The sequence below is a fragment of the Proteus vulgaris genome (genome assembly GCF_011045815.1).
Taxonomy (GTDB): domain Bacteria; phylum Pseudomonadota; class Gammaproteobacteria; order Enterobacterales; family Enterobacteriaceae; genus Proteus; species Proteus vulgaris_B.
The window spans coordinates 720,478-732,748 of the sequence record NZ_CP047344.1; the positions used below are offsets into that span (position 1 = coordinate 720,478).

Here is a 12,271-nt window from a genome sequence, read left to right on the forward strand (position 1 = left end):
CGTTACGAATAATATGATAAATTGACTTAGCATCTCTTTGATATATCAAATGTAATCCTACGATGTGACAAAAAGATGAAATTCAATATAGCGGTTAAATGTATCAGTTATCCAGTTGATGATGCTGTGCTCTTTCTAGCAATTGTGGATAAAATTGCCAGAAAATCTCACTTAATTCATCATAATGGGTTTCAAGTGCAATATAAGAACCGGCTAGTGCACTTAACCGTGGTCTTCTTCTTGCCATTCCTTTCAATGTTTGAGCAATGTACGTTTTATCAGCGTAACGAATTAACCAAGATTGTGACCATAAATATTCGTTGAGTTCTTGAAATTTTTCAGGTGTTTGCCATAAATCTGGCTCAATAATGTTTCGTGTTTTAGTGACAAAATCAGTTAAAGGCATGTCTGGTTCGAATTGAGACCAATTTAAGGAGAGAAAATGATCCCAAAAGACATCTAAGGTTATAGGGGCGACTCGACGATATTCAGCAGGAAATAACAGACGCGCTTGTTTAACTAACGGGTGAGTGTCAGTGAGCATATCGATGCGTCTATGCATACGAATGCCCTCAATAACAGCTTGGCTGTAATCAGAGCTAGGCGTGCCTTTGACGTAATCTGCCATCATATTACCTAATAGAGAGCTTTTTGCTCTAAAGGCCAGATGTAAGTGAGCGAGATAATTCATTGCATCATCATAGCGCTTTTTGAATAAAAAAGGGCTTCTTTGTTGCACTGATAAGCAGGCAGCACTAGACTAGTCCGCCTGTTTTTTATGAAAGTAGTCGTTTAATTATGCGTGTATCAGACTTTACATTTGAATTGCCAGAAGCCTTGATTGCTCACTACCCACAACCTCAACGCAGTGGTTGTCGTTTGCTCTCTTTAGACGGTAAGACTGGTGCTTTATCACACGGTATTTTTACCGATGTGTTAGATAAAATAAATGCCGGTGATCTGCTGGTTTTTAACAATACTCGCGTGATCCCTGCGCGTATTTATGGACGTAAAGCGTCTGGCGGTAAAATCGAAGTGCTAGTTGAGCGTATGCTCGATGAGCATCGTGTACTTGCCCATGTTAGAGCCTCTAAATCGCCGAAAGAAGGCGCTGCTCTTGTGTTAGGTGAAGATGAAAGTGTACAAGCAACTATGGTTGCGCGTCATGATACGCTTTTTGAAATTCGCTTTGATGATGAAAGAGATATTCTCACCATCCTAAATAGCATTGGGCATATGCCTTTACCTCCTTATATTGATCGTCCTGATGAAGAATCAGATAAAGAGCTTTATCAAACAGTTTATAACGAGCGTCCAGGTGCTGTCGCGGCTCCTACTGCGGGGTTACACTTCGATGAACCATTACTTCAAGCCTTAAAAGAAAAAGGCGTTGAGATGGCATTTGTGACACTGCATGTTGGCGCAGGAACTTTCCAACCTGTACGTGTTGATAATATTGAAGAACACACAATGCATTCTGAATACGCAGAAGTACCACAAGACGTGGTTGATGCTGTATTAGCGTGTAAAGCACGCGGTAATCGTGTGATTGCTGTAGGTACAACTTCTGTTCGCTCATTAGAAAGCGCAGCAAAAGCAACAAACGATGCGTTAATTGCTCCTTTCTTTGATGATACTCAAATCTTTATTTATCCAGGTTACCAATACCAAGTTATTGATGCGTTGATTACTAATTTCCATTTACCAGAATCAACATTAATCATGCTGGTTTCTGCTTTTGCTGGGTATAAAAATACCATGAATGCCTATAAAGAAGCTGTTGAGCAAGAGTATCGTTTTTTCAGTTATGGTGATGCGATGTTTATTACGCATAATCCTTTAGCTATCAATGAAAAAGTCGGATAAGAATAAAGATTTATTATTCTTTTTAACGATTTTCTTCATTTTATGAAGTGTTATTTCAATTTTATGGCTTAATCCCTTCGACTAAGCATGGGTTTTTGTTGAAGTAACATATACAGCCGTCTAACAAATGATTAGAATGTGCTGTTTTTTATTACGCATTGGACTGTTTTTCTGATGCTTGGAGGATGAGTGAAATACGAACTAGATAAAACCGACGGTAATGCTCGTCGTGGTCGCCTTATTTTTGAACGTGGTATTGTTGAAACACCTGCATTTATGCCCGTGGGTACTTACGGTACTGTAAAAGGAATGACGCCTGAAGAAGTAAAAGCGACAGGTGCACAAATTCTTTTAGGTAATACCTTCCACTTATGGTTACGCCCAGGTCAAGAAATCATGAAATTACATGGTGATTTACATGATTTTATGCAATGGCAAGGCCCTATCTTAACGGATTCAGGTGGTTTCCAAGTCTTTAGTTTAGGCGCAATGCGTAAAATTAAAGAAGAAGGTGTTCACTTTCGTAACCCAATTAACGGCGAAAAGATTTTCTTAAGCCCAGAAAAATCAATGGAAATCCAATACGATTTGGGTTCTGACATTGTGATGATTTTTGATGAATGTACGCCTTACCCTTCAGATTGGGATTATGCAAAAAATTCAATGGAAATGTCATTACGTTGGGCCAAACGTAGTCGTGAACGCTTTGATGAACTCAATAACAAAAATTCATTATTCGGTATTATTCAAGGCGGTGTTTACGAAGATTTACGTGATATCTCCGTAAAAGGGCTAGTCGAAATCGGATTTGACGGTTACGCTGTCGGCGGCCTTGCAGTCGGTGAACCTAAAGAAGATATGCATCGTATTTTAGAGCATGTTTGCCCTCAAATTCCTGCGAATAAACCGCGTTATTTAATGGGTGTTGGTAAACCAGAAGATTTAGTTGAAGGTGTGCGTCGCGGTATTGATATGTTTGACTGCGTTATGCCTACACGAAATGCACGAAATGGTCATCTGTTTGTCACTGATGGTGTGATTAAAATTCGTAATGCAAAACATCGTTCAGATACATCAACATTAGATGAACATTGTGACTGCTATACCTGTAAAAATTATAGTCGAGCCTATTTGCATCATCTTGATCGTTGTAACGAAATTTTAGGCGCAAGGCTGAACACTATCCACAATTTGCGTTATTATCAGCGTTTGATGGCTGAAATTCGTCAGTCTATTGAAGACTCGCGTTTTGAAGAGTTTGTACACGAATTCTACGAACGTATTGGAAAACCCGTACCACCGCTAAACGGCAGTGCGAGTAAGTGTGATTAATGTATACGAGAAAGCCCAATTCTGTGTATGATATTGGGCTTATAACTTGAATATCGTCGATATCGACAACAATGAGGAAAAGTGAATGAGTTTTTTCATTTCTGATGCTGTTGCTTCTGCTGGACAAGCAGCACCTGAAGCTAGCTTTATGTCTATTTTACCGATGTTAGTGATCTTTATTCTGATTTTCTATTTTATGATCCTACGTCCACAGCAAAAACGTACTAAAGAACATCGTAAACTGATGGATTCTATCGGTAAAGGTGATGAAGTTTTAACAACGGGTGGTTTAATCGGTCGTGTTGTTAAGGTTTCAGATAACGGCTATATCGTTGTTGCTCTGAATGAAACAACTGAAGTAACTATCAAACGTGACTTTGTTGCCGCTGTATTACCTAAAGGCACAATGAAAGCTATTTAATTACATTTCCCCAAAGGGAAAAGGGAACTGCCGTGCTAAACCGTTATCCTTTGTGGAAGTACCTGATGTTGATAGCCGCTATCCTCATCGGTCTGCTTTACGCACTTCCTAACCTATATGGTGAGGATCCGGCTGTTCAAATCACTGGCGCGCGGGGAACCGCCGCCAATGAGCAAACACTGGATCAAGTTCGATCTTTATTAGATAAAGAAAACATTGAAGCGAAATCTATTGCACTTGAAAATGGTGCAATCTTGGCTCGTTTCGGTAACCCTGACATTCAATTACGCGCTCGTGAAGTGTTGTTGCCTGCATTAGGCGACCAGTTCATTGTTGCGCTTAACCTTGCACCGGCAACACCAAAGTGGCTAGAAGCCATTGGCGGTGAACCGATGAAACTAGGGTTAGACTTACGTGGTGGTGTTCACTTCCTAATGGAAGTTGATATGGAAACTGCGCTAGGTAAACTTCAAGAACAAAATGTTGAAAGTCTGCGTACATTATTACGCGACGAAGGCATTCCGTATTCTTCTATCCGTAAAACGGATAACTATGGTGTTGAAATCCGTTTTCGTAACTCGGATGACCGCTCTAAAGCTTCAGATTACCTGACTCGTCGTAACCAAGATCTCATTTTTAGAGATGGTGCTAATAACTCATTAAGAGCTATTTTTACTGATGAACGTTTACGTGATGCGCGTACTTATGCGGTACAGCAAAATATTACTATCTTACGTAATCGTGTTAACCAGTTAGGAGTCGCTGAGCCATTAGTTCAACGTCAAGGCGCTGACCGAATTGTTGTTGAATTACCGGGTATCCAAGATACCGCACGTGCTAAAGAAATTTTAGGTGCAACAGCAACATTAGAATTCCGTTTAGTGAATACCAGCGTTGATCCTTCTGCTTTAGAAACTGGCCGTATTCCAGGTGATTCAGAAGTGAAATACACCCGTGATGGTATGCCAACCATTCTTTATAAACGCGTTATTCTAACGGGTGACCACATTACTGACTCAACCTCTCAGGCTGATGAATATGGTCAACCTCAAGTGAATATTTCACTTGATAGCGCCGGTGGTTCTATCATGTCTAACTTTACGAAAGATAATGTCGGTAAGCCGATGGCTACTCTTTTCGTAGAGTATAAAGACAGCGGTAAACGTGATGAGAATGATCGCGCAGTATTGGTGAAAAGCGAAGAAGTTATCAACGTTGCGAACATTCAAAGTCGTTTAGGGAATAGCTTCCGTATTACAGGTATTTCGAATGCGAATGAAGCACGTCAGTTATCACTGTTATTACGTGCTGGTGCGTTGATTGCACCTATTCAAATCGTTGAAGAAAGAACGATTGGACCAACTTTGGGTCTGCAAAATATTACCCAAGGTTTAGAAGCGTGTTTATGGGGTCTAATTGCGTCAGTTGCCTTTATGATAATTTATTATCGTAAATTTGGTGTGATTGCGAGTACGGCATTAATGGCAAACCTAGTGTTAATTGTTGGGGTAATGTCACTATTACCGGGCGCAACACTCACCATGCCGGGTATTGCGGGTATCGTATTAACACTTGCTGTCGCCGTCGATGCCAACGTACTGATAAACGAACGTATCAAAGAAGAGTTACGTAATGGTCGATCAGTACAACAAGCAATCCATGAAGGTTATAAAGGCGCCTTCTCCAGTATTATTGATGCGAACTTAACCACACTGATCACAGCGGTGATCCTTTATGCAGTCGGTACCGGCTCAATTAAAGGCTTTGCTATCACCACCGCTATCGGGGTTGCAACCTCCATGTTTACCGCTATCGTCGGTACACGTGCGATTGTAAACCTGCTGTATGGTGGTAAACGCGTTAAGAAACTGTCTATTTAAGGAGCACGTTGTGGCACAGGATTATACTGTTGAACAATTAAACCATGGTCGTAGAGTCATTGACTTTATGCGTTGGGACAACGTCGCCTTTAGTATTTCGTTTCTGCTTTTGGTAGCGTCAATTGCTATCATTTCCGTGAAAGGATTTAACTGGGGATTGGATTTTACTGGGGGAACGGTAATTGAGATCAATCTCAGTCAACCAGCCGACCTTGATAAAATGCGTGATAGCTTAGATGCTGCAGGCTTCAAAGATCCTCTGTTACAAAACTTTGGTAGCAGTCGCGATATTATGGTGCGTATGCCTCCTGTTGAAGGACAGGCAGGCCAAGAATTAGGTAAGAAAGTTATTGATGTTATCAATGCTAAAGTTGATAACGACGCAGTGGTAAAACGTATTGAATTTGTTGGGCCAAGTGTGGGTAGTGAATTGGCTCAAACAGGTGCAATGGCGTTATTATCAGCACTTATCTGTATTCTTATCTATGTTGGATTCCGTTTTGAATGGCGTTTGGCGTTAGGTGCGGTTATTGCACTTGCGCATGACGTGGTTATTACGCTGGGTGTGCTTTCACTGTTCCACATAGAGGTTGACTTAACCATTGTGGCATCATTGATGTCTGTTATCGGTTACTCACTGAACGATAGTATCGTTGTATCAGACCGTATTCGTGAGAATTTCCGTAAAATTCGTCGAGGGACTTCATATGAAATTATGAACGTTTCTCTGACACAGACATTAAGCCGTACCATTATGACATCAGCAACAACATTATTGGTTGTATTAATGCTGTATATCTTTGGTGGTTCAATGCTTCAAGGCTTCTCTTTAGTTATGTTAATCGGTGTTTCTATCGGTACTATTTCTTCTATTTATGTGGCTTCTGCATTAGCACTGAAAATGGGAATGAAACGTGAACACTTGATTGTACAAAAAGTGGAAAAAGAGGGTGCAGATCAGACAACACTCTTACCATAGTAGAGCGTTTTTCTGATAAAACATTGCAAACACCCTGCCAGTGTATACTGACAGGGTGTTTTTTGTTCACTGAACAGGTACACTGTTTATGAGTATTATCAAAAGTAGGAATAACTATGCATTGCCCATTTTGTGGAGCCGTAGATACCAAGGTAATTGATTCCAGACTTGTTGGTGATGGTTCACAAGTGCGCCGTCGTCGCCAATGTCTTGTTTGTCATGAACGTTTTACTACCTTTGAAGTAGCAGAGTTAGTGATGCCTCGTGTTGTGAAAAGTGATGAAATACGAGAGCCTTTTGATGAAGAAAAACTTCGTCGAGGTATGCTTAAAGCATTAGAAAAGCGTCCTGTTAGTTCGGATGATGTCGAAGCTGCGATTAGCCATATCAAATCACAATTAAGAGCAACTGGTGAAAGGGAAATACCTTCAAAAGAAATTGGCAATTTTGTAATGGAACAACTAAAGAAACTCGATAAAGTGGCTTATATTCGCTTTGCTTCTGTTTATCGTAGTTTTGAGGATATCCGTGATTTTGGTGAAGAAATCGCAAAATTACAGGATTAATACTGTGCTTTATTTAATGATTTGAAAAATAACGATAAATAATAAAATTAAACGTAATAATTATGACAAATAACAACAGTGACAACCAATACGAAAATGAAAGCCTGAACGATGAATACTACATGCGTCGAGCTATTGAGCTTGCCGCACTAGGTCGCTTTACAACATCTCCTAATCCGAATGTAGGCTGTGTGATTGTTAAAGAAGGCGACATTGTTGGCGAAGGTTATCATCATCATGCTGGTGGCCCACATGCAGAAGTTAATGCGTTGAAAATGGCAGGTGATAAAGCAAAAGGGGCGACAGCTTATGTTACGCTTGAGCCTTGTAGCCATTTCGGTAAAACACCACCTTGCGCTGATGCTTTGATTAATGCAGGGGTAAAACGTGTTGTTGCTGCTATGCAAGATCCTAATCCTCAAGTCGCCGGACGAGGATTACACAAATTATTATCTGCGGGTATCGATGTTTCACATGGTGTATTAATGCAAGAAGCCGAGAAACTCAACATTGGCTTTTTTAAACGTATGAGAACTGGCTTTCCATACATCCAACTAAAATTAGCAGCTTCTTTAGATGGTAAAACAGCATTAGCATCAGGCGAAAGCCAATGGATAACCTCTAAAGCATCCCGTCGAGACGTACAAAATTTCAGAGCCCAAGCAAGTGCTATTTTAACTACTAGTGAGACAGTATTAGCAGATGATCCTTCCATGAATGTGCGTTGGGATGAGCTTTCAGATGAAATTAAAGCTATTTATCCTAAAGAAACACTACGCCAACCTATTCGTATTGTCACTGATAGCCAAAATCGGGTTACTGAAAATCATAAAATCACACAAATTGAAGGCGAATGCTGGTTAGCACGCACGAAATCACAGTCAAATGAATGGCAAGGTGAAGTGTCAGAAATCTTATTACCAACGAATGGTAAAAATAGTGGCGTAGATTTAGTGTTGCTAATGATGCAATTAGGGCGACGTAATATTAATAGTGTATGGGTTGAAAGTGGGGCGCATTTTGCAGGAGCCTTATTGGAAGCCGGACTTGTTGATGAACTTATTATTTATATCGCACCTAAAATTTTAGGGAATGATGCTCGAGGTTTATTTGCACTGTCTCCCCTTTCATCATTATCTGAAGCACCTGAATTTACAGTAGATTCTCTTCAACAGATTGGTTCTGATATCAGAGTTTGTTTAAAACCTCGTTATTAATAGACGCAAATAAGTGTGTCTACGGCGCTATTTGTAGTAAAATAGCGCCGTGTGTGTTATTTCCTGTCGTTACGACATCGTTATCAGCCAACTAAATGCCTTGATTTATCAAGGGTTTTTGGCTCCTTTGCTGTGTGATAATAAAACAGAGCGCAGTAAGGGAAAGAATATGATAAAATCCGCGCCCCGCGGATAGGAGAAAAAGGTAACCTATGAACGTAATCAAAGGTGTTGTCGCGGCGCCAAACGCACGCGTAGCAATTGCAATTGCCCGTTTTAATAATTTCATCAACGACAGCTTATTAGAAGGTGCTGTTGATGCATTAGAACGTATTGGACAAGTTTCCTCTGAAAATATTACCGTCGTTTGGGTTCCTGGTGCTTACGAGCTACCGTTAACAGTTAAAGCTTTAGCTGAAAGCGACAAATATGATGCAGTTATCGCATTAGGTACTGTTATCCGTGGTGGAACCGCACATTTTGAATACGTTGCTGGCGAATGTAGCTCTGGTTTATCTCAAGTTGCAATGCAAAGTGAGATCCCTGTGACCTTTGGTGTTTTAACCACTGAAAATATTGAGCAGGCTATTGAACGCGCTGGAACCAAAGCGGGCAACAAAGGTGCTGAAGCTGCAATGACAGCACTTGAAATGATCAATGTACTTAAAGCCATAAAAGGCTAATCATCTGTTTTAACTAAAGGGGAATTTTGTGAAACCTGCTGCTCGTCGTCGTGCTCGTGAGTGTGCTGTTCAGGCTATCTACTCATGGCAATTATCCGGAAATGACATCGCGGATGTGGAATTGGAGTTTTTATCCGAGCAGGATACCCAAGGTGTAGATATTGCTTATTTTCGTGAGCTTTTAGTGGGTGTTGCCATTAATGCAGCACGTTTAGATAAGGCAATGGAGCCTTATTTATCCCGCCAACTTGAAGAGCTTGGTCAAGTTGAAAAAGCAATTTTACGTTTAGCAATGTTTGAACTAAGCTTCCGCGAAGATGTTCCTTACAAAGTTGCGATTAACGAAGCGATTGAACTTGCTAAGGTATTTGGTGCTGACGATAGCCATAAATTTGTTAATGGCGTGCTTGATAAAGCGGCACCAACAGTACGACGTAAAAAATAACGTTTTTCACGTTTCCTCTATGGTAAATAATTCAAGGCCGGTATTTCCGGCCTTTTGTTTAATAAAACGAGTTTAGTCGGCACAGCTAAATAGGAAATTGATAATGCCTTGTGGTGAATTCTCCCTTATCAAACAATATTTCACTTCACAGCCTGTAAAACGCAAAGATGTTAGTACAGGAATTGGGGATGACTGCGCAATATTGACAGTACCTGAAAAGCAGCAAGTTGCGATTAGTACCGATACTTTAGTTAGTGGCATTCATTTCCTTCCTTCTATCTCACCTGAAGATTTAGCCTATAAAGCGCTGGCTGTAAATATTAGTGATTTAGCTGCCGTGGGGGCTGATCCTTCATGGGCATCACTTGCTTTAACACTTCCTGAGACAAATTGTGATTGGCTTGAAGCTTTTAGCCGTTCTTTCTTTGCTTTAGCCGATTATTACGCCATTCAGTTAATTGGTGGTGATACAACGCGTGGCCCTTTAAGTTTAACAATCACAATCCAAGGACTGGTTCCTCAAGGAACGGCATTATTGCGTTCTGGTGCTAAAATTGGTGACTGGATTTATGTTACTGGCTTTTTAGGCGATAGTGCTGCGGGACTTGCCGTACTACAAAATAGACTACAGCCAACGAAAAAAGAGCACAGTGATTATTTTGTCGCTAGACATTTACGCCCTCAACCACGTTTATTACAAGGTCAGGCATTACGTCATTTAGCAACTTCAGCAATTGATATTTCTGATGGACTTATTTCAGACTTGAATCATATTCTCACCGCAAGTGGTTGTGGTGCTCGCTTAAATTTAGATGCTCTACCGTACTCTGATGCAATGAAAGAAGCCGTCAGTCCAGAGCAGGCCGAAATTTGGGCATTAAGTGGTGGTGAAGATTATGAATTATGTTTTACTGTACCTGAAATTAATCGAGGCGCACTTGAAATCGCGTTAGCACATACTGGTGCTGATTTTCATTGCATAGGGCAAATTATGCCGATTGCTGAAGGTATTCGTTATTTACGTGATGGTAAAGATGTCCACCCTAATCTGAAAGGGTTTGATCATTTTAGTGAGAGTAATGAGTAATCTTACCTCAATTAAAAAGGCGCTTAATTAGCGCCTTTTCGTCATATATTTGAAGAGAATACTAACTAGGCTCTTTGTGCTTTTCGTTTAGCAATGCGTTCTTTTAATGAAGCTAGATCTAGCACAACACCCTTGTTTGAGCCTGAAGTTTTTGTTGCAACTCTATTTTTTTGTTGGGTTATATTACTCATATGAGAACCCCCTTTTATCTGTTGATCCTTTATAGGATTATGCTTATGAGGTAATGAACTGTCAATAGATTTGATTTCTCGTTCTAATTCTTCTCGCTCTCTTGCTTGTTCATCATCCATCATAATTATTAATTCACGGAGCTCTTCTTTATCTCCACAGTTTTTTCTAATTAAGTCGATAATTTTTTGATTATATTGCTCTATTGTTTCTGTATCTAGCCAATTAAGCTGATTTAAAATTTGATCTTCTCTTATCCATTTTATCGAATCAAAGTCATTACCTGAACATGTATCTTTTGTAGATGCGGTAATCATACTTATTTTTATTAAATTATCACCATGCTTACTAAAATCATAGTTATTACCGCCATTTTTGATAATTTGAATATTATTTATATAGCATTCCATAGCATATTCAGAGCCAGAACCTGCGCCATAAAAAAGATAGTTATCATCTTTTTGTATAGTCGCTCCTTGAGAATGGACTACTTCTCCATTTAATTTATCTACTTCAATAAACTCACAAGTATCTTTATCCATAATTGAAAGAATACCTATTAATTCTGCATATTCTTCATCTATTCCTATATCATCACCAAGATAAAATGCCAATATTGCTAATATGGCATTAACATAACCTGAATAAAATATGATGCTATCTTCAAGAACATAAAATTTTTTAAAAGGTGGAGGAGCTGGATTATCATCATTATCGGTCCACAACCTATCGGAAGCGACAAAAGCTAAATTCTGAGAAATAATTGTAGTCATTACTTATAATACTATGATCTAATTAAGAAAGAATTTAATTATTCTATAGTGCTGAGAGAGAAAAGTGAAAATATATTTTTTATTTAAATACTTAATAGATATTAAAAAGGCGCTTTATTAGCGCCTTTTTAATATCTAAATATAAGTTTAAAAAAATTATTAATAATCTATTATATTAATTCTTTTTCACAAATTCAGACTTCAATTTCATTGGCCCAAAACCATCAATTTTACAATCAATATTATGGTCGCCTTCTACTAAACGGATACCTTTTACTTTAGTACCGATTTTTAGCATGGTTGAGCTACCTTTAACTTTCAGATCTTTAATCATGGTCACTGAATCGCCATCAGCTAATAAATTTCCGTTAGCATCTTTAACTACTAACTCATCGTTATCAACGACAGGTTCAGCATCGTTCCATTCGTGTGCACATTCAGGGCAAACATACATTGCACCATCTTCATAGGTGTATTCTGAATTGCACTTAGGACAAGAAGGTAATGACATAATAATACTCTCAAATTTTATCAAAATGGGAAGTGATTAATCGTCAAAATGAGGATAACACTTGCCCCATAAATTAAAGGACACATTATCGTTTAAGCATAAAAATTTTAAAGTAATGCCCTAAATGATCCGGCATCAGATAATGCGAAAGGGCGATAGTATAATAGATTTGATGAAAATTTGCATCTTTCACAGGTTATGGCTTGAAAGTGAGAAAAAGTAGAACAAATATAGAGAGTTAAATGGAAAATAAAGATAAATAAAGGTGGTTTTAAATATCTCCCAATTTAATGATATTAAAGTGATAATTTTATAAATATAA

Annotated in this window: 13 protein-coding genes; 10 read left to right on the forward strand and 3 right to left on the reverse strand. The window is 39.1% G+C overall.

Annotated features, from left to right (window positions below; all coding sequences use genetic code 11):
- Positions 1-103 precede the first annotated feature (103 nt).
- Positions 104-691 (reverse strand): ACP phosphodiesterase, encoded by a 588-nt coding sequence (locus tag GTH24_RS03365; RefSeq protein ID WP_164525949.1) that lies wholly within the window; start codon positions 689-691, stop codon positions 104-106.
- Positions 692-798: 107 nt separating this feature from the next.
- Between GTH24_RS03365 and queA the strand changes: the two genes are divergently transcribed.
- From queA to thiL, 10 genes are all read left to right on the forward strand, one after another.
- Positions 799-1,866 (forward strand): tRNA preQ1(34) S-adenosylmethionine ribosyltransferase-isomerase QueA, encoded by a 1,068-nt coding sequence (gene queA, locus GTH24_RS03370; RefSeq protein WP_072069412.1) that lies wholly within the window; start codon positions 799-801, stop codon positions 1,864-1,866.
- A 189-nt stretch (positions 1,867-2,055) separates the two neighbouring features.
- A complete protein-coding gene (tgt, locus tag GTH24_RS03375; RefSeq protein ID WP_072069411.1) occupies positions 2,056-3,198 on the forward strand; it encodes a tRNA guanosine(34) transglycosylase Tgt in 1,143 nt (380 codons plus the stop codon).
- 85 nt (positions 3,199-3,283) lie between these two features.
- Positions 3,284-3,619: a preprotein translocase subunit YajC gene (gene yajC, locus GTH24_RS03380; RefSeq protein WP_006535133.1), complete on the forward strand. Its 336-nt coding sequence runs from the start codon at positions 3,284-3,286 to the stop codon at positions 3,617-3,619.
- A gap of 32 nt (positions 3,620-3,651) precedes the next feature.
- The gene (gene secD, locus GTH24_RS03385) at positions 3,652-5,499 is read left to right on the forward strand and encodes a protein translocase subunit SecD (RefSeq protein WP_115350476.1); all 1,848 of its coding nucleotides are present in this window, start codon (positions 3,652-3,654) and stop codon (positions 5,497-5,499) included.
- A gap of 10 nt (positions 5,500-5,509) precedes the next feature.
- A complete protein-coding gene (gene secF, locus GTH24_RS03390) occupies positions 5,510-6,478 on the forward strand; it encodes a protein translocase subunit SecF (RefSeq protein ID WP_072069410.1) in 969 nt (322 codons plus the stop codon).
- A gap of 116 nt (positions 6,479-6,594) precedes the next feature.
- Positions 6,595-7,044, forward strand: a complete 450-nt coding sequence (gene nrdR, locus GTH24_RS03395; RefSeq protein ID WP_006535128.1) for a transcriptional regulator NrdR — start codon at positions 6,595-6,597, stop codon at positions 7,042-7,044.
- Positions 7,045-7,106: 62 nt separating this feature from the next.
- Entirely contained in the window at positions 7,107-8,261 is a 1,155-nt protein-coding gene (gene ribD, locus GTH24_RS03400; RefSeq protein ID WP_206535554.1) for a bifunctional diaminohydroxyphosphoribosylaminopyrimidine deaminase/5-amino-6-(5-phosphoribosylamino)uracil reductase RibD, read from the forward strand.
- A 212-nt stretch (positions 8,262-8,473) separates the two neighbouring features.
- The gene (ribH, locus tag GTH24_RS03405) at positions 8,474-8,944 is read left to right on the forward strand and encodes a 6,7-dimethyl-8-ribityllumazine synthase (protein WP_036932916.1); all 471 of its coding nucleotides are present in this window, start codon (positions 8,474-8,476) and stop codon (positions 8,942-8,944) included.
- A 28-nt stretch (positions 8,945-8,972) separates the two neighbouring features.
- On the forward strand, positions 8,973-9,389 hold the full coding sequence (gene nusB / locus GTH24_RS03410) for a transcription antitermination factor NusB (protein WP_072069408.1): 417 nt from the start codon (positions 8,973-8,975) through the stop codon (positions 9,387-9,389).
- Positions 9,390-9,492: 103 nt separating this feature from the next.
- Positions 9,493-10,476: a thiamine-phosphate kinase gene (gene thiL / locus GTH24_RS03415; RefSeq protein ID WP_072069407.1), complete on the forward strand. Its 984-nt coding sequence runs from the start codon at positions 9,493-9,495 to the stop codon at positions 10,474-10,476.
- A 65-nt stretch (positions 10,477-10,541) separates the two neighbouring features.
- On the opposite strand, the gene GTH24_RS03420 is transcribed toward thiL, so the two are convergent.
- Positions 10,542-11,438: a hypothetical protein gene (locus GTH24_RS03420; RefSeq protein ID WP_115350473.1), complete on the reverse strand. Its 897-nt coding sequence runs from the start codon at positions 11,436-11,438 to the stop codon at positions 10,542-10,544.
- Positions 11,439-11,613: 175 nt separating this feature from the next.
- Positions 11,614-11,949: a zinc ribbon domain-containing protein YjdM gene (locus GTH24_RS03425; protein ID WP_072069404.1), complete on the reverse strand. Its 336-nt coding sequence runs from the start codon at positions 11,947-11,949 to the stop codon at positions 11,614-11,616.
- Between the last annotated feature and the right edge of the window lie 322 nt (positions 11,950-12,271).

What these genes read in the sequence shown, in the direction of transcription:
- yajC (WP_006535133.1), top strand. Translation starts at nt 3,284, where the DNA reads ATGAGTTTTTTCATTTCTGATGCTGTTGCTTCTGCTGGACAAGCAGCA.
- GTH24_RS03420 (WP_115350473.1), bottom strand. Translation starts at nt 11,438, where the DNA reads ATGACTACAATTATTTCTCAGAATTTAGCTTTTGTCGCTTCCGATAGG.
- ribH (WP_036932916.1), top strand. Translation starts at nt 8,474, where the DNA reads ATGAACGTAATCAAAGGTGTTGTCGCGGCGCCAAACGCACGCGTAGCA.
- queA (WP_072069412.1), top strand. Translation starts at nt 799, where the DNA reads ATGCGTGTATCAGACTTTACATTTGAATTGCCAGAAGCCTTGATTGCT.
- GTH24_RS03425 (WP_072069404.1), bottom strand. Translation starts at nt 11,949, where the DNA reads ATGTCATTACCTTCTTGTCCTAAGTGCAATTCAGAATACACCTATGAA.
- GTH24_RS03365 (WP_164525949.1), bottom strand. Translation starts at nt 691, where the DNA reads ATGAATTATCTCGCTCACTTACATCTGGCCTTTAGAGCAAAAAGCTCT.
- thiL (WP_072069407.1), top strand. Translation starts at nt 9,493, where the DNA reads ATGCCTTGTGGTGAATTCTCCCTTATCAAACAATATTTCACTTCACAG.
- nrdR (WP_006535128.1), top strand. Translation starts at nt 6,595, where the DNA reads ATGCATTGCCCATTTTGTGGAGCCGTAGATACCAAGGTAATTGATTCC.
- ribD (WP_206535554.1), top strand. Translation starts at nt 7,107, where the DNA reads ATGACAAATAACAACAGTGACAACCAATACGAAAATGAAAGCCTGAAC.